The sequence below is a fragment of the Flavobacterium sp. Root420 genome (genome assembly GCF_001427905.1).
In the GTDB taxonomy this organism is placed as follows: Bacteria; Bacteroidota; Bacteroidia; order Flavobacteriales; family Flavobacteriaceae; genus Flavobacterium.
The window spans coordinates 120982-144083 of the sequence record NZ_LMEF01000033.1 but is presented as its reverse complement, the minus strand read 5'-3'; the positions used below and the strand labels follow the sequence as shown (position 1 = coordinate 144083).

Genomic DNA, 23102 nt, shown 5'->3' with positions numbered 1-23102 from the left:
AACCTGAAAATTTTTTAAATTTGAACGATAACTGATTTTATTTCTAAAAATGCTCCAGAAACCGGATTGTAATTCACAAAATTGAATTTACATAGATTATGAATGTTCAAAGGTTTTCCGTCAGGCAATCCATCTTGTTTAAAATGAGGCCAGGGAATTTTAAGAGTAGCAAATTTTTTGGGAGATGCTGGCAAATCAGCTCTTGGATGAGAACCTCCATGCACGCAGCCCGTTCCCTCTTCATTTCCTTCGCGAGCCTGAATTTTTATAAGATGTGATGATTTATAAGTTATCGTTACATACTTTGAGTCATCGGATAAATTTTGCGGAATACCATCATTCGATTCTGAAGGAGTAATGGCTACATTCAATTCAATTTCCCCAATCGGATTATCTTTTGCTGTAACTTTTATAATGCCCGTTTTTAAACGAGTAGTATTTATTATTTCCTGACTTTCTATAACAGGTCCTGCAATAAACCATGTATTCGATTTGACAAGATTTATCTCTTTTTCTGAAACACTTTTACCATCAAAATTAAGAGTGAAAATAGCAATTATTGATAGTAAGAAATACAAACGATTCATAATCACAAACGTGTTTTATAATAAACATTCTACCTTTCAAATATACCTTTTCTAAACGATTTCGTTTTCTTTTTTTAATTCTTTTCAAAATAAGAGAATTGTCTTAATAAAATTTTAAATTTGTAAGAACGCATTCTTAAAATCTTTTTAATGAGTAAGTTAAAAATCAAATTTATCTGGTTTGTATTTTTTTATCTCTCCATTTTGTTATTCGCAAAAAGACAGTACAACTGTGGAAAGAAAAGATATTTTAGATGTGATTCGGAAAATATTTAAAAAGAATGATTCCGCAAATATTCAAAAGGATAGAAAATTAGCTTTTTCGTTATTGCCTGTTCCTATCGGTGCCAATAATTCAAACGGATTGGTGGTTTCTTTTTTAACGACTTTTTATTTAGGGGAAGATCATGAAACAACCAATATGTCACAGGTTTCTTTCTCACCTTATTTTAGTTTTAGCAAGCAATATGTCTTCCCGATCCAGTCTTATATTTATACAAAAGACAATAAATGGAATTTTATTGGAGATTATCGTTATATGATTTATCCGCAGCTAACTTACGGATTAGGGGATCATAATTCAAAAGAAGAAATGTCTACTTTAGATTATCAACAATGGCGTTTTTATCAATTTGTGACCCCAAAAGTAGTAGGTAATTATAGATTAGGAATCGGTTTTCTGTATGATAATTATCAAAATATCTCTGAGGACTCTTATATTGATGAAGGAACAGATTACGTAAAATATATGAATGGGGATTTCTCAGATGAAACCTCTTTTGGTTTTGCTTTTCAGGGGCTGTATGATTCCAGAAAGAATATCATTAATCCAGAACAAGGGCTTTACGTTGAAGCGGATTTGAGAATAAATACAAGCGGTGTCGACGGAAATAAATGGCAATCACTGTATTTTGATGCCCGAAAATATCATTCTTTCAGTAAAACAAAACATCGGGTTTGGGCTTCGCGGGCTTTTTATTGGTCTACTTTTGGAGGCAAACCACATTATCTTGATTTGCCAAGTATTGGTTGGGATCGTGACGGAAAAACGGGCCGCGGTTTTACCAAAAACAGATATCGAAGCAATGCACTTATTTATTTAGAAACCGAATATAGAACGGATATCACCAGAAATGGTTTTTTTGGAGCAGTATTTTTTGGTAATATTTCGTCAGTTTCAAAGTTAGATACCTATCAATTCGATAAATGGCATCCTTCCATAGGAACCGGAATCCGAATTAAATGGAACAAAAAAAATAACAGTAATCTGGCCTTAGATTATGGGGTTAGTAAAAACGACTGGTCTTTACGGTTGGGATTAACAGAAAATTTCTAACTTTCCAAAAAATCAACAGCCTAATTTTTCATGCAATTATCGGTAATTATCCTTAATTATAATGTACGTTACTTTCTGGAACAATGCGTTTTGAGTGTTCAGGAAGCAATCGGTACGCTTGATGCGGAAATTATTGTCATCGATAATAATTCAGCAGATGACAGCTGTTTGATGATGGAGAAACGCTTTCCATCTGTAAAACTGATTCAAAACAAGGAGAATTTTGGATTTCCAAAAGGGAATAATATTGGAGTTTCTGAAGCGAAAGGAAAATACATTTGCATTCTAAATCCGGATACGGTTGTTGCAGAAGATACTTTTATTAAAATTTTGGCTTTCGCCGAAGAGCAAAAAGATCCCGGAATTATCGGTTGTAAATTAATTGACGGAACAGGGAATTTTCTACCAGAAAGCAAACGTGGAATCCCAACGCCCTGGGTCGCTTTTACGAAAGTTTTTGGTTTGTATAAAGTTTTTCCGAAATGGACGCTTTTCAATCAATATTATGCGCAGCATATAAACGAAAATGAAACTGGAAAAGTCGAAATTTTGGTGGGTGCTTTTATGTTTATGAAACGTGATTTGTATCTTGAACTCGGTGGTTTTGATGAAGATTGTTTTATGTACGCAGATGATATTGATTTATCTTATCGTGTTTTGCAAAAACAAAAAACGAATTATTACTTTCACGAAACCACTGTGTTACATTATAAAGGAGAGAGTACGATAAAAGACGAAAAGTACATGAATCGTTTTCAGGAAGCCATGAATTTCTTTTATCAGAAACATTTTAAGAAATCATGGTTTTTTACCTTCTTTATTAAAATTGGAATTGTAGTTTTCTCGTTCATCAAAATGTTTCAGGGCAAACCAAAGACAAAAGCGTTGCCTGAAAGTTATATTTTTTACTCCTCAAATAAAATTTTGTCTGAAAAATTACCTTTTATCTTGAAAAATAAAGTGCTCTTTTTGGATTTCAAAAAAGAAAAAATGGTAAATTCGTGCCTGATTTTAAAGGACGCTAAGGCTGAGATAATTTTAGATAATCAGTATGTTTCATTTAAAAAATGTATCAAAATCATAGAAACTCTTAAAGATAAGAACATTACTTTTAAGATTTTCCCCAAAAATGCAAGTTTTATTGTCGGAAGCGATTCGCGAAATGGCAGAGGTCAAATTATAAAAATTGAGTAAAAAATTATATTAAATATAATTTATATTTAAAATATTCAGTAATTTCGCAATCAGAAAATCAAAATCACCCTTGAGGTTAACAATATGGCAAGATTTGAATTAAAGCTTCCTAAAATGGGAGAGAGTGTCGCTGAAGCAACTATTACCAACTGGTTGAAAGAAGTAGGAGACAAAATTGAAGCTGATGAAGCGGTACTTGAAATTGCAACTGATAAAGTTGACAGTGAAGTACCAAGTGAAGTATCGGGAATTTTAGTTGAACAATTATTTGGTAAAGATGATTTAGTTCAGGTAGGACAAACCATTGCGATTATTGAAACCGAAGGAGATGCTCCTGCTGTAAAAGCAGTTGAAGAAGCGGCATTTGCTGCGGAAGTAACTGAAATTGAGAACACAATTGAAACTGTTAAGGAAACAATGAGTACTCCTCAGGATTTTACCACATCGGATAAATTCTTTTCGCCATTAGTTAAAAACATTGCTAAAGAAGAAGGGATTTCTATTGCTGAGCTTGACGGAATGCAAGGTTCAGGAAAAGAGGGTCGCGTTACAAAAGAAGATATTTTAAAATATATTGAAGATCGTAAATCTGGCGCTGTAACTCCCAAAGTTGCTGAACCTGGAAAAACGGTTGAAGCAGTAAAAGCTGCAGAACCAATAGTTCAAAAAAGTCAGCAGGCGGTACCGGTTTCTGTAAATGGAGGTGATGAAATCATCGAAATGGACAGAATGCGTAAACTGATTTCAGGATACATGGTGGCTTCAGTTCAAACTTCGGCTCACGTTCAGTCATTTATTGAAGTGGACGTAACGAATATTGTAAAATGGAGAGACAAAGTTAAAACGGCTTTCGAAAAAAGAGAAGGCGAGAAGTTGACTTTTACTCCAATTATGATGGAAGCGGTTGCAAAAGCATTGAAAGATTTTCCGGGAATGAATATTTCTGTTGATGGCGATTATATCATCAAAAAGAAAAATATAAATTTAGGAATGGCAGCAGCTTTGCCAAACGGAAACTTAATTGTTCCTGTAATTAAAAATGCAGATCAGTTAAATCTTGTTGGAATGGCAAAAGCGGTAAACGATTTAGGAAACCGTGCTAAAACCGGAAAATTAAAACCGGACGATACACAAGGAGGAACTTACACAGTGACGAATGTTGGAACTTTTGGAAGTGTTTTCGGAACGCCAATTATCAATCAGCCTCAGGTAGGAATCTTAGCTCTTGGTGCGATTCGTAAAGTGCCTGCGGTTATCGAAACTCCGGAAGGTGATTTTATCGGAATTCGTCAAAAAATGTTCTTGTCGCACTCTTACGACCACAGAGTTGTTGACGGAGCTTTAGGAGGAAGTTTTGTAAAAAGAGTAGCAGAATATTTAGAAGCTTTTGATGTAGACAGGGATTTCTAAATCAATTAACAAATAAAATGAAACCCGGAAAATTTAAAAATTTTTCGGGTTTTTTGGTTGATATGAATAGGTGGTTTTGTGAAGAAGTATTTTTATTCAAGAATAATTTTTAAACTTGTAATCGCAGGAAAATGTCCATTTTTAACTAAAAAAAATCACGAATAAGGGAGAAAATTCGGCTTTAAAAATTACATTTGTAATCTTATAAAAACTAAAAATGGAACTCAAACTCAACAAACCAATCTGCTTTTTTGATCTAGAAACAACCGGAATTGATATCGGAAAAGATCGAATCGTAGAGATTTCAATATTCAAAGTTTTTCCAAACGGAAATAAAGAAAGTAAAACTTGGTTGGTGAACCCGACAATTCCAATTCCGCCACAAACAACCGCTGTTCATGGAATTACTGATGAAAAAGTAGCTAATGAACCTACTTTTAATGAATTGGCATCGCAAATCCATGGCATGATTAAGGATAGTGATTTAGGTGGTTTTAATTCAGATCGTTTTGATATTCCGCTTTTGGCTGAAGAATTACTTCGCGCTGGTGTTGATTTTGATATGAAAAATAAAGTTTCTGTTGATGTGCAGACTATTTTTCATAAAATGGAAGAGCGTACCTTAAGTGCTGCCCTGAAGTTTTATTGCGGAAAAAGTTTAGAAAATGCCCATTCTGCAGAAGCGGATACTATGGCGACTTACGAAATTCTAAAAGCACAATTAGACCGTTATCCTGATTTAGAAAATGATATGAAATCATTATCTGAATTCACTACCCGAAAAAAAATCGCTGATTTTGCCGGAATGATTGCTTTTGATGCAGACAACGAAGAAATTTTTACCTTCGGAAAACACAAAGGAGCAAAAGTCGAAAAAGTATTAGAAACAGAGCCGGGATATTTCAGCTGGATTCAAAATGCCGATTTTCCATTGTATACCAAAAAGGTTTTAACAGCGATTAAATTAAGAAGATTAAACACAAAATAAGGCAGTAAGTCTCTGAGATTCTAAGATGCTAAGTTTTGTATGCATAGTTTCTTAGAACCTTAGTATCTTAGCAACTTAGCAACTTATAAAGGAATGAAGATTATCTGTATCGGTAGAAATTATACCAATCATATCGAAGAATTAAAAAACGAACGACCAACAGAACCGGTGATTTTTATGAAACCGGATTCTGCAGTTCTATTGAAGCAACATCCGTTTGTAATCCCTGAATTTTCTGAGGAAATTCATCACGAAATAGAGATAATTGTTAAAATTAGTAAGGTAGGAAAGTATATCGAACCTAAATTTGCGCATAAGTATTATGATGAAATTAGTGTGGGTATCGATTTTACTGCCAGAGATTTACAAGATAAATTAAAAGCAAAAGGATTGCCTTGGGAAAAAGCAAAAGCATTTGACGGTTCTGCGGTCATTGGAGATTTTTTGCCAAAAATCGATTTTGTTTCAATGGAAAACCTTAGTTTTGAGTTAACAAATAATTCTCAAACCGTTCAAAAAGGCAATACAGCACTTATGCTATGGAAAATTGATGAGCTAATCGCTTATGTATCGCAATATTTTACGCTTAAAATTGGGGATATTATTTTTACAGGAACGCCTGCAGGAGTTGCGGCGGTCAAGCCAAACGATGTTTTGGAAGGCTTTTTAGAAGAAAAAAAATTATTTAGAATACAGGTAAAATAATGGCTTTAAAATACAACCTTTCGAAAGTATATGCGCTTTCAGACAATGATCCGGAATTTGTAAACGAAATTCTTAAATTATTTGTTACTGAAGTTCCGGAGGATTTAAAACAAATCAAAGAAGGAATTAAAAAGAAGGATCATAAATACGCCTATGCCTATGCGCATAAAATAAAACCTACTTTAGATTTAATTGGTTTAAATGTGGCTTTTGAAGAAATTCTGCAAGTGGAAGCTTGGACAAAAGCAGAAGGTAAAAAGAAAGAAATTATCGAAACTTTCAAAAGCATAAAAATACAGGTTAAAGAAGCAATCAAAGAAATCAAAAAAGACTTTGACCTATAAGTAAGGTATGATCCTATTTTTGCCCTTTTTAAATTTGGTCAAAAATAGGTCGTCCCAAAGCGTCGGGAGACTACATCTTTTGTTCCTGAAATTTTGTTTGATGGGTTCTTATTGTTTGTCACAAAAGGATGCCGTTTCTACCCCTCATGCAAATCGTTCCAACAACAATCTACTTTCTAATACTGACTTACAATCTGATAAGTTGAAAAAAATGCATTTACATGAAAGCAACTATAATTACAATTGGAGATGAAATTCTAATTGGTCAGATCGTCGATACAAATTCTGGTTTTATTGCCAAATCACTTGATAGAATTGGAGTCGAAATACGTGAAATGATTTCGATAAGCGATGATAAAAAACATATTTTAGACACGTTTGCGCAACTGCAAAATAAAGTTGATGTTGTGATTGTTACCGGAGGTTTAGGTCCGACAAAAGACGATGTGACTAAAAAAACTTTTTGCGAATACTTTGATGATGAACTGGTTGTGAATCCTGAAGTATTAGCGCATGTAACCCAATTAATTGAAGGTTTTTACAAAAGACCAATTTCGCAATTAAATAAAGATCAGGCTCTTGTTCCATCGACTTGTACGGTACTGCATAATCAGGTGGGTACGGCGCCGGGCATGTGGATGAAGAAAGAAAATACCGTGTTTATTTCACTTCCGGGAGTTCCTTACGAAATGAAATATTTGGTTGAAGAAGAAATAATTCCAAAGATTGTTCGCGAATACAAACGCCCGTATATCATTCATAAAACCATTTTAACTTATGGACAAGGCGAGAGTATGGTGGCAGAGCGTATTGAAGATTGGGAAAATAATCTGCCGGATTTTATCAAATTAGCTTATTTGCCAAATCCGGGAAGAGTGCGTTTGCGATTGACCGGAAGAGGAACCAATAAAGAAGAATTAGAAGCGGCAATTGAAGAAAATGTAAAATCTTTAGATGCGATAATTCACGATATTATAGTAGGTTATGAAGAAAATGAAACAATCGAAACCGTAATTGGAAAAATATTAACGAAACAAAATAAAACAATTTCGACTGCTGAAAGTTTTACAGGTGGAAAAATTGCATCGCTTTTGGCAGCTGTTCCGGGAGCTTCAAATTATTTTAAAGGGAGTGTTGTTTCGTACGCAACAGAGGCGAAGGTTAATGTTCTCGGTGTCTCACAAGATATAGTTGATGAATTTTCGGTTGTAAGTGCCCAAGTTGCATCTGCTATGGCTTTGAATGTGAAAGAGATACTCAAAACAGACTATGCAATCGCGACAACTGGGAACGCCGGACCATCAAAAGGTGATTCAGATGCTGAAATTGGCACTGTTTTTATCGCTTTGGCTACCCCAACTGATATAATTGTAGAAGAATTTAACTTTGGCCAACCACGTGAGAAAGTGATAGATAGAGCCACGATTAAGAGTTTAGAAATATTACAGAAAGAAATTTTAAAAAATGTGCATTAATTTTTTGCTACAATGGTTTATTTTTCTTTTCTTTGCACCCTGATTTTGAATAACGATAAAAGATAAGTATAATGTCAAGAGTTTGTGACCTTACAGGTAAAAGAGCGATGGTAGGAAATAACGTTTCTCACGCTATGAACAAAACTAAGAGAAAGTTTTCTGTAAACTTAGTTAAAAAGCGTTTTTATCTTCCAGAAGAAGATAGATGGATTACTCTTAGAGTAGCAGCATCTACGATAAAAACAATTAATAAAAATGGAATTTCTGCAGTTTTGAAAAAAGCGCAGTCAGAAGGATTTATCAAATAATCTTTTCCTAAATAAATATATAGCAAGATGGCAAAGAAAGGTAATAGAATCCAGGTAATTTTAGAATGTACTGAGCACAAGACTTCTGGTGTTCCAGGAACTTCTAGATACATTACAACTAAGAACAAAAAAAATACTCCGGACAGATTAGAGATTAAAAAATTTAATCCAATCTTGAAACGTGTAACTGTTCACAAAGAAATTAAGTAATAATTAGAGATTTTTGTAAATCTCAATGGTTTTGCCATTCGAGTTTTATAAAAGCTTCAAATAACATTTGAATCATGGCAAAGAAAACCGTAGCATCGTTACAAACATCTTCTAAGAGATTATCAAAAGCCATCAAAATGGTAAAATCTCCTAAAACTGGTGCATATACATTCGTAGAATCTATTATGGCTCCTGAAGAAGTTGATACTTTCTTGAAAAAGAAATAATAACAATCACATTATATAGAAAAGCTACTTTCATTCGGAAGTAGCTTTTTTATTTTTTATATTTGTGTAAAATTTAAAGAAGCAGGACTAGTTTTAGGTTTCTTTAAATATTAAGGATTATTTAGATTGTAAAATCATTTAATCTAAAAAACTAACAACCTATAAAAAATGAGTTTTTTTAAAAAATTATTCTCCACTGATAAAAAAGAGACTTTAGACAAAAGTCTTGAAAAATCAAAAACTACTTTTTTCTCAAAGTTAAGCAAAGCCGTTGCTGGAAAATCTAAGGTCGATGATGACGTTTTAGATAATCTGGAAGAAATTCTGGTAGCTTCAGATGTTGGTGTGAATACAACTTTGAAAATTATTTCAAGAATCGAAAATCGCGTTGCTGAAGATAAATATTTAGGGACTGACGAATTAAACCAAATTCTTCGTGATGAAATAGGTGCTTTATTGTCTGAAACCAATAGAGGCGAAGCAACTGAGTTTGATATTCCGAAAGACAAAAAACCATATGTTTTGATGGTGGTTGGTGTTAATGGAGTTGGTAAAACTACAACAATCGGTAAATTGGCTTATCAATTTAAAAAAGCTGGTTATAAAGTGGTTTTAGGCGCTGCAGATACGTTTCGTGCCGCCGCCATTGATCAATTACAAGTTTGGGCAGATCGTGTTGATGTGCCAATCGTTAGGCAAAATATGGGAAGTGATCCAGCCTCTGTAGCTTTTGATACTTTGCAGTCTGCTGTTGCTCAAAATGCTGATGTGGTTATTATTGATACAGCAGGGCGTCTTCATAATAAAATCAACCTTATGAACGAACTTACAAAAGTAAAACGTGTAATGCAGAAAGTTGTTGCTGATGCTCCTCACGATGTGCTTTTGGTTTTAGATGGTTCTACAGGTCAGAACGCTTTTGAACAAGCTAAGCAATTTACGGCTGCAACTGAAGTAACTTCACTTGCGGTAACTAAATTAGACGGAACAGCAAAAGGTGGGGTTGTAATTGGTATCTCAGATCAGTTTCAGATTCCTGTAAAGTACATTGGTGTTGGCGAAGGGATTGAAGACTTGCAAGTCTTTAATAAATATGAATTTGTAGATAGTTTTTTTAAATAAATTTTAGATAATTAATGAGTTTTTCTTCTTTAAAAAATATAACGCCTGTTACTTTTTATTTTGCAAGCGTTGTGTGTTTTGTTTTAGCCAATGTTTTAAAAGATAAGAGTTTGTCTTCTTATTACGTTTTATTGGTTTTGGGTTTAGGTTTGTTTTTTGCCGGTATGCTTAAAAGAATCCGAACCAAGAAATAAATTGCCTATGAAATACTATTTTCTTATTCTGCTTTTTAGCTTAATTTCTTGTACAAACAGAAATAATGAAAATAGTGTAGAAAAAATACATTCCAAAAAGGTAATTGTAATTCAGCCTTTAGGTAATTTTGAATTGGAACAATCCAATAAAGTTTTTTCTGAAATCAGGACTATTAACCCAAATGTAGTTTTGAGACAAAATATTCCTTTTCCTGAAAATGCATATTACAAACCCAGGCACCGATATCGCGCTGACAGTATTATTAAATCACTTCGTAATACTATTGGAAAAGATTCAGTAATTGTTGGATTATCGCATTTTGATATCAGTACTACTAAAAACGGAATTAAAGATTGGGGCATTATGGGATTGGGTTATCGACCTGGGAAATCTTGTGTTGTTTCTGATTTTAGAGTATCTGTAAAAAATAAAAATCAACAGTTTTATAAATTAGTTTTGCATGAACTTGGCCATACAGCGGGTTTACCTCATTGTAAAGTTAAAACGTGTTTGATGCGTGATGCTGAAGGAGGAAACCCATTGGATGAAGAAAAAGATTTTTGTGAAAATTGCACCAAGTTTTTAAAAAATAGTGGTTGGCAATTAATCTAATGCAGTTCTTTTGAATTCTTTTATTTATACAAAGCGCTAATTTTCTCCCACAAAGTTTCATCAAAATCTGATAACGCCAGATTGACATTGTCAGCAGCGTCTCCCATTCTGATAATGACCATATTTTTGCTTGGTATAACATATATTTTTTGATCATTTTTCCCAAGCGCCATAAACATATCGTTTGGTCCAGTTGGTATCACGCTTCCTGAAAAAGTAAGCTGTGATTGCGGTAAGCGATAAGAAGTTTTTCCGTTAAGCCACCATAAATAACCGTAACCTAAATTGATATTTTGTGAAGTTGATGTGGCTTCGTTGAAATACGTTTCGTTTAAAATTTGGTTATTTTCCCATTTTCCTTTATTAAGCATTAAAAGTCCAAAACGCGCCATACTTCTGGAGGTACTGGTGTATACGCTATTTACGCCAAGCTGTACCCAATTACCATTCATTCCGATTTTGTCTCTTAATTTGGTATTGAAATAATTATCCCAGGTTTTTCCGCTTGCTTTTGCAACGACATCCTGCAATTTTACATACACATTATGATAAGCCCAACGTGTGGCTGCATCGGCTTTGTAAATAAGATTTGCCGGATCTACGTCGTCAGTACTGTCATCCAATCCGGATGTCATGGTCAATAAGTGTTTGCAGGTAATGAGGTTTTCTTTTGCTAGTGTTTCACTTGTCCAACCTGTTCCGATGTATTGCGAAACTTTATTATTAATATTCAATAAACCTTCTTGCTGCGCAATTCCGGTCATGGTTGAAGTTAATGTTTTTCCGGCGCTTGCCCAATACCAGTTTGTAGTTGCGGAATGTCCGTTAAAGTAATTTTCTAAAACAATTCGGCCATTGACTAAAATGATAAAAGATTTAGAATGTTTTAATTCTAAGTAATCTAAAAGTGGCTGAACCTCAGTTTGATTCCATTTTAGATCTGAAATTGATGTTGTTTCCCAAGTATTTCCTGTTAAAGGTGGAAAATACATATTTTGCGTTGGAGAAGGTGCCGGATCATTCTCTTCTTTACTACAGCTTATACATAATAAGAGAATCAAGATTTTACAAATGTTTCTGGTCATGGTTTTTTGGTATTGGTTTGGGGTTTGACCAAAAATATGCAAAATAGTTTAATGAGATTTACAAATTTTTATTTCTTTTGATTGATATAAAGTTAACTTTGTACTTCACTAAATTTCTTTTGAAAACTGGAGCCCCAGCCCCGATGGGAGCGGTATCCTTTTTCTGGCTTCTTTAGACAGGAAAAGATATAGCGGACAGCGGCAATAAGCTCCTTATAAAAAATATTATATGAAAAACACTTTTATGATTTTGGTTCTATCGCTTTTGTTTGTAAGCTGTAAACAGGAAATTAAACCGGTAGATATTGCAAAATTGAATGGTTATTGGGAAATTGAAAAAGTGGTTTTTGATGAGGGAGAAGTGAAGGATTACGGAATGAATGAGAATTTTGATTATTTTCAAATTAAAGGAACAAAAGGAACGCGAACGAAAGTTATGGCGCAACTTGATGGTACTTTTTTGACTACAAATACATTCGAAAATGTTTCGGTTCGATTTACTGATAAAGGAACTTTTCTGGATTATAAAACGGATTATGCGAAATGGAGTGAGGAATTAATTTCGATTTCGGACAAAGAGTTTGTCGTTAAAAATGAGCAACAAAAAGAATATCATTATAAAAAAGCAGGACCACTAAATATTTTAAACGATGGCAAAAAGACTAAATAATCAAAGTACGATTGGCGATGTTTTGCACCAGATTATTCAGGTCAATAAATTACAGCCCGGAATGGATCAGATTGATGTGAAAGAAGCTTGGGGCAACTTAATGGGAAATGGTGTAAAGACGTATACTAAAAACGTTGTTTTGAAAGGAAGTACACTATACGTTGAACTTGGATCTGCCGTTTTAAGAGAAGAATTAAGCCATGGAAAATCGAAAATCGTTAAGATGATTAATGAAGAATTGGGGCGCGAAGTGGTGAAGGATGTAGTGCTTCGTTAATTTTAGATTTTAGAGTTCAGATTTTAGATTGCTGAACTTTATAAATAAACAAAAATGCCGTTTCAAAATTTGAAACGGCATTTTTTTATTGTGCATTTTAATCTAAAATCTGAACTCTAAAATCTAAAATTAGAACTGCTCTCTTCCAGCAAAGTGGAATGCACTTTCGATAGCAGCATTTTCGTCGCTATCAGAACCGTGAACTGCATTTTCTCCGATAGAAGTTGCGTATGCTTTACGAATAGTTCCTTCAGCAGCTTCAGCAGGGTTTGTAGCTCCAATTAAAGTTCTGAAATCTTCTACTGCGTTATCTTTTTCTAAAATAGCAGCAACAATTGGTCCGCGTGACATAAATTCAACTAATTCTCCGTAGAAAGGTCTTGCAGCGTGTACAGCGTAAAAAGCCTGAGCATCAGCTACAGTTAATTGAGTTAATTTTAATGAAACGATTTTGAAACCTCCGTTAGTAATCATTGCTAAGATGTTCCCGATGTGTCCGTTTGCAACAGCATCTGGTTTAATCATTGTAAAAGTTCTATTTGTTGCCATTTTATTGCTTATTTTTAATTTTGTGCAAAAGTATACTTTTTTTATGAATTGATTTTAATAAATTCATAATTAAAACATCGTGAAATGATGTTATGGCAAATAAAATTGTGAATTGGGAGTTGTATATCTAAATGATTTACACTTTAAATATTAATTTGTTTTTGTAAAATATCCACAATATAAAGGTCCAGATTCCAACATATACCAATGCCCCGGTTAAAGACGCTGCCATTGGATTACTGAAGAATGGGGCAATTCCGAAACTATACAAATAATTTAAAAGATTGATTTTTTCTAAAGGTTTATGCAGATTTTGGAATTCAATCATTACCAAGGCCTGCGGAATAATTTGAGAGGTAAAAAATACAATCATTGGGTTTACTCCCCAAATTAAAAAGAGTTTGAAACCTTTTTTATAATCTGCTATATCAATTACATAATATAGTAGTGCTAAAAATGTAGTGGCTAATCCTGTAGTATATAAAACGTAACTGCTTGTCCAAAGCGATTTGTTGATTGGGAAAACAATATTCCATAATAAACCTCCAATAATTAGTGCTACGCCAATTATAGCCATTTTTTTGGCTTTTTTGGTTTTGCTTATTTCTCTCAGTAATATTTGGCCAATTAATAAACCAATAATTCCGTTTACGATTGATGGACTTGTGCTTAAAATTCCTTCTGGATCCCAGGTAATTGTCTCGCGATACATATGACCTTTTAGTAAGATACTGTCTATCCATGAAGCTAAATTGGTTCCTTTTTCGAGATTTGCCGCTCCAATTCCCGGAACCGGAATTAACGTCATTACGGCCCAATAAACCAATAATAAAACAACTCCTGTTATAATTTGTGTTTTTTGAGTGGTTTTTAAATATAAAAGAGAAACAACAAAATATACAATCGCGATTCGTTGTAAAACTCCCGGAAGACGTACATCGTGATAAGCTTCAATACCACTGTAAGCTAAGAAGAGATAAATTATTAGAATGGAGAAGGCCAGAATGTTTTTGACCTTGGAACTAAAACTCCCCATTAAAGCATAACCAACTGCAATTGTAATGGCTAAACGGCCAATTAAAAGCGGAATCCCGTCAAGGCCAAAAAGCTGTATTTTAGCGAAGAAATTAAAGAATATTCCGAGACAGAACATACGTAAAGAACGAACCAATATTTTATTAAAAGTGGTTTCATCCCAGATTTTGGTTGGCATTGCAAGCGGAACTGCAACTCCCATAATAAAAATAAAAAACGGAAAAACTAAATCGGTTGGTGTACAACCATGCCATTCTGAATGTAAAAGTGGTGTGTAAACATGGCCCCAATCGCCCGGGTTGTTTACAATGGTCATTAATAAAATCGTTAATCCTCTGAAGACATCTAATGAAATCAAGCGCTCTCTGGTCATAGTTTTTGGTAATAGGTTAATTTTTGTTTTAAAAAGTTACTATTTGGTTTAGAGAGGCAATAATTTCAGAAGAGGCGGTTATTTATTCTGATGATTATTACTTTATTGTTACCCGTTTTTTGGACTTTTTTGCCACGAATTAGTATCAGTTTTGCGATTAAAAATTAGTGAAAATTTGTGTAATTGCTTCGCCAATTCGCTATCGCTCGGGTTGTGGCAAGTTTTTTTATATCGTTATAATATTAAAATTGTTTTCTAATGGTTTTAATTTTTGAATCAAAAGCGGAATCAATTGTTCACCTTTTTCTAGATAAAATTCAGAAAAATTGGTTTGTCGCTCCTGCAAACTTTGGTTTGGAAACAACTCAAATTGTAAATCTGCAACGCGCTGTAATTCGGAATCTAATTTTCTTTTTTGAGCTTTTAGTAATCTTTTTTCAAGGTTTTCCAGGCCTTTTTTCTGCTTAACTTCCTGTGCTTTTACAGCTCCGCTAAATGATTTATCGGTTTGTTGAGCGAGTTCATAAAGATATTCAAATTGTTTTTCTAATGTTTCTTTTTGAGGAGTCAAATCAATTGGAAAAGCAGATAATTTGTGTGTAATCGCATTTACCAAATTAGCAGGTTTTGTAAATAAATCGGCCCAGCTTAAACCTAATTTGTCTGCTTTTTTAGCTTGTTTTTCAGTATTTAAAAGCACAGAATTACGAACTAAAAGCATTGGGAAAGTACTATTTACAGCATCAAAGAACGATTTTAATTCTAACCAATATGCAATTTCCCCGCCTCCGCCAATGTAGCATAAATTTGGCAGGATAATTTCCTGATACAACGGACGCATAATTACATTTGGACTGAATTTCTCCGGATTACTTTTTAATAATTTAAAAATTTCTTCTTTTGAAAATGAAATTTTTGTATTGTTTACGTAGTATTTATCATTTTCAAAAATAATTCGTTCTCTTACATCATCTTCAATATAAAATAAATTGATTTCGCGCGGATTTACCTGAACCGTATAATCGCCAAATTTTGAAATGGTTTCCTGAACAGCTTTGAATGAAGTCTGTTGTTCTAATTCTTCTTTAATAAATAGAATAAAGGCACGTTTTAAATCGGCGTCATCAGCATCTAAAATTACTAAGCCATAATTGGCAAATAGACTATTGGCTAAAAAACGAGTGGCATCGGCTAGATTTTCATGTTTTAAATACGCTTCCTCAAATAGTTTTTTTAGAACATTCGCGTTTGTGCTGGATCCTAATTCTGCAGCATAAATTTCGAAAAACTCTGCTAAACCTTCTGTTGAAAGCCTTCCAACCGGACCTGTGCTTTCTTTGTTCCAACGGAATTTTTTTCCTTTAAAATTGAAATAATTAATCTCTTCAAAATCGTGATCTTCGGTTGCCATCCAATAAATGGGAACAAAATTATGCGTTGGATATTTCGACTTTAATTCTTTGGTCAGATTAATCGTGGAAATAATTTTATATAAGAAATACAACGGGCCACTAAATAAATTTAGCTGATGTCCGGTAGTAATTGTAAAAGTATTTTGATGTGCTAAAAGAGCAATGTTTTGTTTTGTTGCGTCTGAAATCTCGATATTTTGATATTGCTTTTTTAAAGTTTCAACCAATGGAATTCGGTTTGCATTATCAAAATTGGCCTGTTTTTCTGCTATTTGTTTTTTAAAATTTTCCAGTGTTGGGTAATGATTGTACAGAGAGTGCAATTCGGGTTTTTGATCTAAATAATCTTGTATCAATTTAGAGAAATATCCTGAGGTTTGGTAGCTGATACAGTCTGTGGGCATAATTTTAGATTTATTTTTGATAGCTGTAAATTTAATGAAAATATGTACTTAAAAGTGTTTTTAACGAATGCTTAAGATTGATTTTTAATTTTTGATTTAAAATAGTTATAATCAGTATTTTAATTTTTGTTTCGGGATTAATTGAGCAAAGAATAATTTGATAAAGATTAAAACAACAGATTTGGTTTTTTTGTTAAAATTCTGAGAGTAATATAAAACTGTTGTTTGTAAATGTGTGTTTTTAATAATGAAACTATATTTTTGCAGACAAATGTTTGTTGCTTTAAATGAGTTGATTCATTTTTGCATTAGCATTTTTCAAAAAAAATCTATATCAACTACAATGAAAAACAACCCAAATCAGGAGAACTCTCTTCGACATGTTCTTTTTGGTTCTTTAATTGGAACTACAATTGAATTTTTTGATTTTTATATTTATGCCAATGCTGCCGTGTTGGTTTTTCCACAACTATTTTTCCCGGGAGCTAGCAGTACAAATTCCACACTTGAATCTTTAGCTACTTTTTCGATTGCTTTTTTGGCCAGACCTTTAGGTTCAGCTGTTTTTGGACATTATGGAGATAAAATCGGTCGTAAGGTTACTTTAGTAGTGGCATTATTAACTATGGGATTATCGACAATTGCAATTGGTTTTTTACCAGGTTATGCCAGTATCGGAATCGCGGCACCAATTTTATTAATGTTATGCCGATTTGGACAAGGAGTTGGTTTAGGAGGTGAATGGGGTGGAGCTGTTTTATTGGCCATTGAAAATGCACCACCGCATAAACGCGCCTGGTACGGAATGTTTCCGCAATTGGGAGCGCCAATTGGATTGTTGCTTTCCGGAGGTACTTTCTTAATCTTAACAGACAGTATGACCAGCGAAGCTTTTATGGATTATGGATGGAGGATTCCGTTTATAGCCAGTTCGCTTTTAGTAATTGTTGGATTTTATATTCGTCTTAAAATTAGTGAAACCCCGGCTTTCGAAAATTCTAAATTAGAACAAAAAGAAGTTAGAATTCCGTTTTTTACCTTATTGAAATCATATAAAAATCAATTGATTTTTGGAACATTATCTGCTGTAACAACTTTTTTGGTTTTTTATTTAATGACTGTTTTTACTTTAAGTTGGGCAACTTCCGACTTAGGCTTTACAAAAAGAGATGCGTTATTAATTCAGTTGCTTTCTGTACTGTTTTTTGCCTTTTTTATTCCAGTTTCAGCATTGGTTGCTGATAAAATTGGTCGCCGAAAAATATTAATTATTACGACAGCGGCTATTGCTGTTTTCGGTTTTTTCTTTTCGTACTTTCTTAATTCAGGAAATCCAATTTTAGTAACCGCTTTTGTTTGTATGGGAATGTCCTTAATGGGCTTTACTTATGGACCGTTGGGAACTTTCTTATCGGAATTGTTTCCAACTGCAGTTCGTTATTCAGGTGCTTCCCTGACATTTAATTTGGCAGGAATCTTGGGTGCAGCATTTGCACCAATGATCGCAATATGGCTGGCAAGTACTTATGGATTAAGTTACGTAGGCTTTTATTTGACTGCCGCAGCTTTAATTTCTTTGGTTTCCTTTTTAGTGATTTCTAAAAAAGTGCATCAGTTTTAAAAAAAAATATATTTTAAAAAAAAGAGTGGCTCACATTGTCGTGGCCACTCTTTTTTTATCGCTTCAAACTAAAATGTCCTCTAAATTCAGTTCCATTTAATCGGATAACAGTAAACCAATAATCTGAGGCGGGTTCATTAATACCTATGTAAGTTCCATCCCATGCTCCGTTAACGTGAAGTTCTTTAATGAATTTCCCATAACGGTCAAATATTCGGATCCCTGTATTTGGAGCTAAATAAGCAAAATCAATTGCCCAGGTATCATTGTAACCGTCATTATTTGGCGTGAAAAATTTTGGATAAGGAAGTTCTTCAACTAAATTGATACAGTCACCAGTTGTCGCTTCAAGTATATTTATCGTAACTGGTATTCTATCGCTTTCGCAAGAGTTAATGGTTTGAGAAGCATAATAGGTTACCCCATTTTCAAGTAGGGTTGTTTCAGATAAATTTGTACTTGAAGAAATACTTTGGAACCATTTAATATTCTGGCCTGTAATATCAATGTTGTTTATTGAAGCCTTTTTCTGTATGCAGAAAGTTTGTGGTGTATCAGCAATTGGGTTTTGAGTTTCTTTTATTTTTATATTAACTGCAAATCTTTCACTATCACAGCTATTCATAGTTTGCGTAACATAATAAATGCCGTTTTTCAATAAATCTGTTTTCTGTAAACTAGTTCCATTTACTGGAGAATCGTACCATTTGAGATCAATTCCGTTTATATTAAGATTTTCAATAGTTGCAAATTCAATTGTGCAAAAGGATTGATTATCATTTCCGGAAGGTAATTTTGTATCATAAATCCTTACTAAAACAGGTGTTCTATCGCTTTCACATCCAATTGTTTGTGATGCATAATATATCTTGTTATCTTCTAACAGAGTAGTATTAAATAAAGTAGTGGCAGCCATATTATTGTCGTACCATTTTATATTCTGCCCTGACATTTGAATATTGTTTAAAGTTGCAGCTTCTTTTTTACAAAATACCGGACTTGTAATTTCTGTAGGAGCAATCGGAGTATTCGTAATTTTTACTTTAACACCTAATCTTTCAGTTTCACAACTGTTTGATGTTTGAGACGCATAATAGACTTTTCCGTCTTGAAGACTGGTAATAGCGGAAAGAATATTTCCGTTAGTAGCATTGTCATACCATTGAATTCCACTAAAATTTGGAACTAAATCGCCGATTGTTGCATTTTGGTTTGTACAAAAAAACTGATTTTCTTCACCAACAGGTTTTGATGGGTCACATGGACTAAGTTTAACGACGAAGCCATCAGATGTAACTACACCTCCGCCATGTAAAGTATTTAATTTTTGACTACCGGTTCCAGGATCAAAATCGCATTCCCAGTTAAAATCGCCTAGAAGATATATATTGTTATTTTTAACTTTTATATCTTTTACAACTGAACGATAATTAGAAATTAACATATATGCCTTATCAAAATTTCGATTCGAATCAAATTTTATTGCATAACCAGATCCATATTGAATTGATCCATATGGGTTTTCTAAGAAAAAAGTATTTGGCGAAGGGTCAGCATCAACTTTTCCAGCAAAGTCACCAACTAAATAAATATTATTTTGTACATCACTTTCTATCTTCCACATTCGAAAATCTGCTGAAAACTGTGTAACAAAATACTCTTTTAAATCCAGAAAATTACCATTGCTGTCTAGCCATAATAAAAATTTTTGCGACGCAGTATTTATTACATTTGGTGAAGGATCAACATCTGTATTTCCTTGATAAACTCCATTAGAACCTGCTATAACAATATTTCCCTTACGGTCTAGATGAAAAGTGTTTATGGCTTGTTGCGATAATTTTTTTTCCCAAATAACATTTGCATCCCTTGTATTAATGTTCAGTATCGAGCTTATTGGAGATCCCTGAACTGAACTGTTTAATACAGCGATAATATTTCCATCGGGTTTTGTTTGAATTGTAACGTCAGATAATTGTGGAGTATCAAATATTTTCTTCCAAATAAAATTCCCAGAATTATCTAGCTTAAAAATGTATGAAGCGATACTGTTTTGCGACTCAAAATTTACATCTGTGTTTTTGAAATTTATCGTTTTTGAGCTTACAAACCAGCCGCTAACAATAAAATTGTTCTGATTATCTATGTCAAAGTTATAAGTGAAAAATGAACCAGGGTTTTTAATTTTAATTCTTGACAATTCATTTCCGTTGGGAGAAACTTTGACAATGGTAATAAAAGAATCAATTTGATTGGGAACAAATTCTGAAGTCTGTAAAAAAAGGTAAATATTACCATCAGGTCCGATTTTTATTTTGTAAGCATACTGGTTGTATTTTAAGCTGCCAAATGTTTTTCCCCAAACAAAGTCCCCATCATCGTTTAGTTTCACTAAATAAATATCTCTAAACGGAGAAAATGGCGTAGATAGATTATTAATAAGTTGTGTGCCGTTAGGAGTTGGATCAAGGTCATAGGTATAAGACTGCGCTACTCCAATAGAATAAGAGTTACCATTGTTATCTACTTCTATAGACTCCGCTTCATCAGTGCCTTGATCTCCAAATTGCCTTACCCATTGAAAATCTTGAGATGTACCTATATTGTAAAAGAAAAATAAAAAAAGAAGAAAAATGAAAGGTAATTTATGCCTCATAATTATAATTTGAATCCTGGCAAATGTAATTAAATATCCACAAAACAAAAGTAAAATTACGGCTATCAATCTTTTCCTAAAAAGTCCCTAAATATCTCGTATTTTTGCAAAAATAATTCCTTTTGAAAACAAAACTTTTTATTATTACGCCTCCTTTTACCCAACTGAATACTCCGTATCCGGCAACAGCTTATATAAAAGGATTTCTAAACACAAAAAATATCGAATCTGCTCAGGCTGATTTGGGTATTGATGTGATTTTGGAATTGTTTTCGAAGAAAGGTTTACAAGATTTGTTTCAGGTTGTTGGAAACGAAATCTCTGATAATTCAAAACGTATTTTTGCATTACAGGACGAATACATCAAAACTATTGATGCTGTAATTCAGTTTTTGCAAGGGAAAAATCCAACTTTGGCGTTGCAGATTTGTCAGGAAGATTTTCTGCCAGAAGCTTCTCGTTTTGCTCAGCTCGAAGAATTGGATTGGGCCTTCGGAACAATGGGAACTCAGGATAAAGCGAAACATTTGGCAACTTTATATCTTGAAGATATTTCGGATTATATTGTAGAATGTGTCGATGAAAATTTTGGCTTTAGCCGATATGCCGAGCGTTTGGGCCGGAGCGCCAATTCTTTTGATGAATTATATGAAGCTTTGCAGCAAAAGCCAACTTATATTGATTCGATTTTAATTTCACTTTTGAAAGCTAAAATTGAAGCCGTAAATCCCACTTTCTTTTTAATTTCTGTTCCCTTTCCGGGAAATTTATACAGCGCATTTCGTTGTGCGCAATGGGTAAAACAAAATCATCCTGAAATTAAAATTTCAATGGGCGGAGGTTTTCCTAATACCGAATTGCGTTCCCTTTCTGATAAACGTGTTTTTGAGTTTTTTGATTTCATTACTTTGGATGATGGAGAAGTTCCGATAGAAGAATTGATTTTGAATGTTGAAAAACCAGATTATAATTCATATAAAAGAACTTTTCTTTTGGAAAATGAAGAAGTGGTTTATAAAAACAATTCCTTAAAACAGGACTACAAACAGGCATTTGTTGGAACTCCGGATTATTCTGACTTGCCTTTGGATAAATACATTTCGGTTATCGAAATCGTGAATCCGATGCATCGTATGTGGAGTGACGGGCGTTGGAACAAACTTACGATGGCGCACGGCTGTTATTGGGGAAAATGTACTTTCTGTGATATTTCATTAGATTATATCAAAGTTTACGAACCCGTCGCGGCTAATTTATTGTGCGACAGAATGGAAGAAATGATGCTGCAAACCGGCCAAAATGGTTTTCATTTTGTGGATGAAGCAGCACCACCAGCCTTGATGCGCGCTTTGGCTCTGGAAATTTTACGTAGAAAATTAGCGTTAACCTGGTGGACGAATATTCGATTTGAAAAAAGTTTTTCTAAAGATTTATGTTTGCTTTTAAAAGCTTCTGGATGCATTGCCGTTTCCGGAGGTTTAGAAGTGGCTTCAGACCGATTATTGAAACTTATTGATAAAGGCGTTACAGTTGAACAAGTAGCAAAAGTAACCCGCAACTTTACCGAAGCCGGAATTATGGTACATGCGTACTTAATGTACGGATATCCAACCCAGACCATTCAGGAAACGATTGATAGTCTCGAAATGGTGCGTCAATTGTTTGAAGCCGGAATTTTGCAATCTGGTTTTTGGCATCAGTTTGCGATGACGGCTCATAGTCCGGTTGGATTATATCCGGAAAAATTTGGTGTAAAAAAAGCAACTGAAATAATTGGAACTTTTGCTAATAACGACATCGATTATACAGATTCTACTGGAATCAATCACGATAAATTCAGTTTCGGATTAAAGAAATCACTTTTTAATTTCATGCACGGAATCTGTTTTGATTACGAACTGCAGGATTGGTTCGATTTTAAAATCCCGAAAACTAAAATTGATCCCGATTTTATTTTTAATGCACTGGAAGAAGGAAATGATTTCAACACTAAACCAAATGCAAAAGTAGTTTGGCTTGGCGGAAAGCCAGCAGTAGAACATTTTACAAAATCAAAAAAAGGAAATTCCTGGGAAATGATGAGTTTTACTTTTCATGATAAAAAGGAAAGTTTCAACATTCAGACCAATAAAAATGAAGGTGAATGGCTGGTTGAAATTTTGAGTAAAATTTCGATTTCAAATGCTAAGAGTTATACTTTTCAGGAAATAAAAGCAGATTTTGAAACGCAATTGGAAGATTTCGAATTATTCTGGTATTCAAAGCCTGTGAATACTTTACGAGAATTTGGGTTGTTGGTTTTATAAA

Annotated in this window: 22 protein-coding genes; 16 read left to right on the top strand and 6 right to left on the bottom strand. The window is 33.7% G+C overall.

Annotated features, from left to right (window positions below; genetic code table 11):
* Nucleotides 1-14: 14 nt before the first annotated feature.
* Nucleotides 15-587 (bottom strand): hypothetical protein, encoded by a 573-nt coding sequence (locus ASC72_RS22365; protein WP_241775777.1) that lies wholly within the window; start codon nt 585-587, stop codon nt 15-17.
* A 232-nt stretch (nt 588-819) separates the two neighbouring features.
* On the opposite strand from ASC72_RS22365, the gene ASC72_RS22360 reads away from it, so the two are divergent.
* The 12 genes from ASC72_RS22360 (at nt 820) to ASC72_RS22305 (ending at nt 10713) form a co-directional block, all read left to right on the top strand.
* The gene (locus ASC72_RS22360) at nt 820-1923 is read left to right on the top strand and encodes a hypothetical protein (protein ID WP_117595825.1); all 1104 of its coding nucleotides are present in this window, start codon (nt 820-822) and stop codon (nt 1921-1923) included.
* A 30-nt stretch (nt 1924-1953) separates the two neighbouring features.
* A complete protein-coding gene (locus tag ASC72_RS22355; protein WP_056196240.1) occupies nt 1954-3117 on the top strand; it encodes a glycosyltransferase family 2 protein in 1164 nt (387 codons plus the stop codon).
* An 84-nt stretch (nt 3118-3201) separates the two neighbouring features.
* The gene (locus ASC72_RS22350; protein WP_056196237.1) at nt 3202-4527 is read left to right on the top strand and encodes a dihydrolipoamide acetyltransferase family protein; all 1326 of its coding nucleotides are present in this window, start codon (nt 3202-3204) and stop codon (nt 4525-4527) included.
* A gap of 217 nt (nt 4528-4744) precedes the next feature.
* The gene (locus tag ASC72_RS22345; RefSeq protein WP_056196233.1) at nt 4745-5515 is read left to right on the top strand and encodes a 3'-5' exonuclease; all 771 of its coding nucleotides are present in this window, start codon (nt 4745-4747) and stop codon (nt 5513-5515) included.
* A 93-nt stretch (nt 5516-5608) separates the two neighbouring features.
* The gene (locus ASC72_RS22340; protein ID WP_056196230.1) at nt 5609-6220 is read left to right on the top strand and encodes a fumarylacetoacetate hydrolase family protein; all 612 of its coding nucleotides are present in this window, start codon (nt 5609-5611) and stop codon (nt 6218-6220) included.
* Nucleotides 6220-6564 (top strand): Hpt domain-containing protein, encoded by a 345-nt coding sequence (locus tag ASC72_RS22335; protein ID WP_056196228.1) that lies wholly within the window; start codon nt 6220-6222, stop codon nt 6562-6564. Before ASC72_RS22340 ends, ASC72_RS22335 begins: the two co-directional genes overlap by 1 nt.
* A 221-nt stretch (nt 6565-6785) precedes the next feature.
* Entirely contained in the window at nt 6786-8039 is a 1254-nt protein-coding gene (locus ASC72_RS22330; RefSeq protein ID WP_056196225.1) for a CinA family nicotinamide mononucleotide deamidase-related protein, read from the top strand.
* Nucleotides 8040-8110: 71 nt separating this feature from the next.
* Entirely contained in the window at nt 8111-8347 is a 237-nt protein-coding gene (rpmB, locus tag ASC72_RS22325) for a 50S ribosomal protein L28 (protein WP_007805815.1), read from the top strand.
* A gap of 27 nt (nt 8348-8374) precedes the next feature.
* Nucleotides 8375-8557 carry a 50S ribosomal protein L33 gene (gene rpmG / locus ASC72_RS22320; protein WP_008253902.1) on the top strand — a complete coding sequence of 61 codons (183 nt, stop codon included), beginning with the start codon at nt 8375-8377 and terminating at the stop codon, nt 8555-8557.
* Nucleotides 8558-8631: 74 nt separating this feature from the next.
* A complete protein-coding gene (locus tag ASC72_RS23815) occupies nt 8632-8784 on the top strand; it encodes a DUF4295 domain-containing protein (protein WP_007805819.1) in 153 nt (50 codons plus the stop codon).
* Between the two features lie 168 nt (nt 8785-8952).
* A complete protein-coding gene (ftsY, locus tag ASC72_RS22315; RefSeq protein WP_056196222.1) occupies nt 8953-9906 on the top strand; it encodes a signal recognition particle-docking protein FtsY in 954 nt (317 codons plus the stop codon).
* A gap of 201 nt (nt 9907-10107) precedes the next feature.
* Entirely contained in the window at nt 10108-10713 is a 606-nt protein-coding gene (locus ASC72_RS22305) for a Zn-dependent protease (protein WP_056196444.1), read from the top strand.
* Nucleotides 10714-10733: 20 nt separating this feature from the next.
* On the opposite strand, the gene ASC72_RS22300 is transcribed toward ASC72_RS22305, so the two are convergent.
* Complete coding sequence (locus tag ASC72_RS22300; protein WP_056196441.1) at nt 10734-11798, bottom strand: serine hydrolase; 1065 nt, start codon at nt 11796-11798, stop codon at nt 10734-10736.
* Nucleotides 11799-12027: 229 nt separating this feature from the next.
* On the opposite strand from ASC72_RS22300, the gene ASC72_RS22295 reads away from it, so the two are divergent.
* A complete protein-coding gene (locus ASC72_RS22295) occupies nt 12028-12468 on the top strand; it encodes a hypothetical protein (protein WP_056196216.1) in 441 nt (146 codons plus the stop codon).
* The gene (locus ASC72_RS22290; protein ID WP_056196214.1) at nt 12449-12745 is read left to right on the top strand and encodes a DUF721 domain-containing protein; all 297 of its coding nucleotides are present in this window, start codon (nt 12449-12451) and stop codon (nt 12743-12745) included. Before ASC72_RS22295 ends, ASC72_RS22290 begins: the two co-directional genes overlap by 20 nt.
* Before the next feature lie 129 nt (nt 12746-12874).
* Here the strand turns inward: ASC72_RS22290 and ASC72_RS22285 are convergent, their stop codons facing one another.
* From ASC72_RS22285 to bshC, 3 genes are all read right to left on the bottom strand, one after another.
* Nucleotides 12875-13294, bottom strand: coding sequence for a nucleoside-diphosphate kinase (locus ASC72_RS22285; RefSeq protein WP_056196211.1), 420 nt, complete (start codon nt 13292-13294; stop codon nt 12875-12877).
* 136 nt (nt 13295-13430) lie between these two features.
* Nucleotides 13431-14702, bottom strand: a complete 1272-nt coding sequence (locus tag ASC72_RS22280; RefSeq protein WP_056196208.1) for an acyltransferase family protein — start codon at nt 14700-14702, stop codon at nt 13431-13433.
* A gap of 226 nt (nt 14703-14928) precedes the next feature.
* Nucleotides 14929-16518 (bottom strand): bacillithiol biosynthesis cysteine-adding enzyme BshC, encoded by a 1590-nt coding sequence (gene bshC, locus ASC72_RS22275; RefSeq protein WP_056196206.1) that lies wholly within the window; start codon nt 16516-16518, stop codon nt 14929-14931.
* A 343-nt stretch (nt 16519-16861) separates the two neighbouring features.
* On the opposite strand from bshC, the gene ASC72_RS22270 reads away from it, so the two are divergent.
* Nucleotides 16862-18139, top strand: coding sequence for an MFS transporter (locus ASC72_RS22270; protein WP_056196439.1), 1278 nt, complete (start codon nt 16862-16864; stop codon nt 18137-18139).
* A gap of 55 nt (nt 18140-18194) precedes the next feature.
* On the opposite strand, the gene ASC72_RS22265 is transcribed toward ASC72_RS22270, so the two are convergent.
* Nucleotides 18195-20795 (bottom strand): T9SS type B sorting domain-containing protein, encoded by a 2601-nt coding sequence (locus tag ASC72_RS22265; protein ID WP_056196203.1) that lies wholly within the window; start codon nt 20793-20795, stop codon nt 18195-18197.
* 122 nt (nt 20796-20917) lie between these two features.
* Here ASC72_RS22265 and ASC72_RS22260 point away from each other — a divergent pair, with 122 nt between their 5' ends.
* On the top strand, nt 20918-23101 hold the full coding sequence (locus tag ASC72_RS22260) for a radical SAM protein (protein WP_056196201.1): 2184 nt from the start codon (nt 20918-20920) through the stop codon (nt 23099-23101).
* Nucleotide 23102: the final 1 nt, after the last annotated feature.

Coding starts and splice junctions, on each gene's coding strand:
- ASC72_RS22365 (WP_241775777.1), bottom strand. CDS start 587: ATGAATCGTTTGTATTTCTTACTATCAATAATTGCTATTTTCACTCTT.
- ASC72_RS22355 (WP_056196240.1), top strand. CDS start 1,954: ATGCAATTATCGGTAATTATCCTTAATTATAATGTACGTTACTTTCTG.
- ASC72_RS22350 (WP_056196237.1), top strand. CDS start 3,202: ATGGCAAGATTTGAATTAAAGCTTCCTAAAATGGGAGAGAGTGTCGCT.
- ASC72_RS22345 (WP_056196233.1), top strand. CDS start 4,745: ATGGAACTCAAACTCAACAAACCAATCTGCTTTTTTGATCTAGAAACA.
- ASC72_RS22340 (WP_056196230.1), top strand. CDS start 5,609: ATGAAGATTATCTGTATCGGTAGAAATTATACCAATCATATCGAAGAA.
- ASC72_RS22335 (WP_056196228.1), top strand. CDS start 6,220: ATGGCTTTAAAATACAACCTTTCGAAAGTATATGCGCTTTCAGACAAT.
- ASC72_RS22330 (WP_056196225.1), top strand. CDS start 6,786: ATGAAAGCAACTATAATTACAATTGGAGATGAAATTCTAATTGGTCAG.
- rpmB (WP_007805815.1), top strand. CDS start 8,111: ATGTCAAGAGTTTGTGACCTTACAGGTAAAAGAGCGATGGTAGGAAAT.
- rpmG (WP_008253902.1), top strand. CDS start 8,375: ATGGCAAAGAAAGGTAATAGAATCCAGGTAATTTTAGAATGTACTGAG.
- ASC72_RS23815 (WP_007805819.1), top strand. CDS start 8,632: ATGGCAAAGAAAACCGTAGCATCGTTACAAACATCTTCTAAGAGATTA.
- ftsY (WP_056196222.1), top strand. CDS start 8,953: ATGAGTTTTTTTAAAAAATTATTCTCCACTGATAAAAAAGAGACTTTA.
- ASC72_RS22305 (WP_056196444.1), top strand. CDS start 10,108: ATGAAATACTATTTTCTTATTCTGCTTTTTAGCTTAATTTCTTGTACA.
- ASC72_RS22300 (WP_056196441.1), bottom strand. CDS start 11,798: ATGACCAGAAACATTTGTAAAATCTTGATTCTCTTATTATGTATAAGC.
- ASC72_RS22295 (WP_056196216.1), top strand. CDS start 12,028: ATGAAAAACACTTTTATGATTTTGGTTCTATCGCTTTTGTTTGTAAGC.
- ASC72_RS22290 (WP_056196214.1), top strand. CDS start 12,449: ATGGCAAAAAGACTAAATAATCAAAGTACGATTGGCGATGTTTTGCAC.
- ASC72_RS22285 (WP_056196211.1), bottom strand. CDS start 13,294: ATGGCAACAAATAGAACTTTTACAATGATTAAACCAGATGCTGTTGCA.
- ASC72_RS22280 (WP_056196208.1), bottom strand. CDS start 14,702: ATGACCAGAGAGCGCTTGATTTCATTAGATGTCTTCAGAGGATTAACG.
- bshC (WP_056196206.1), bottom strand. CDS start 16,518: ATGCCCACAGACTGTATCAGCTACCAAACCTCAGGATATTTCTCTAAA.
- ASC72_RS22270 (WP_056196439.1), top strand. CDS start 16,862: ATGAAAAACAACCCAAATCAGGAGAACTCTCTTCGACATGTTCTTTTT.
- ASC72_RS22265 (WP_056196203.1), bottom strand. CDS start 20,795: ATGAGGCATAAATTACCTTTCATTTTTCTTCTTTTTTTATTTTTCTTT.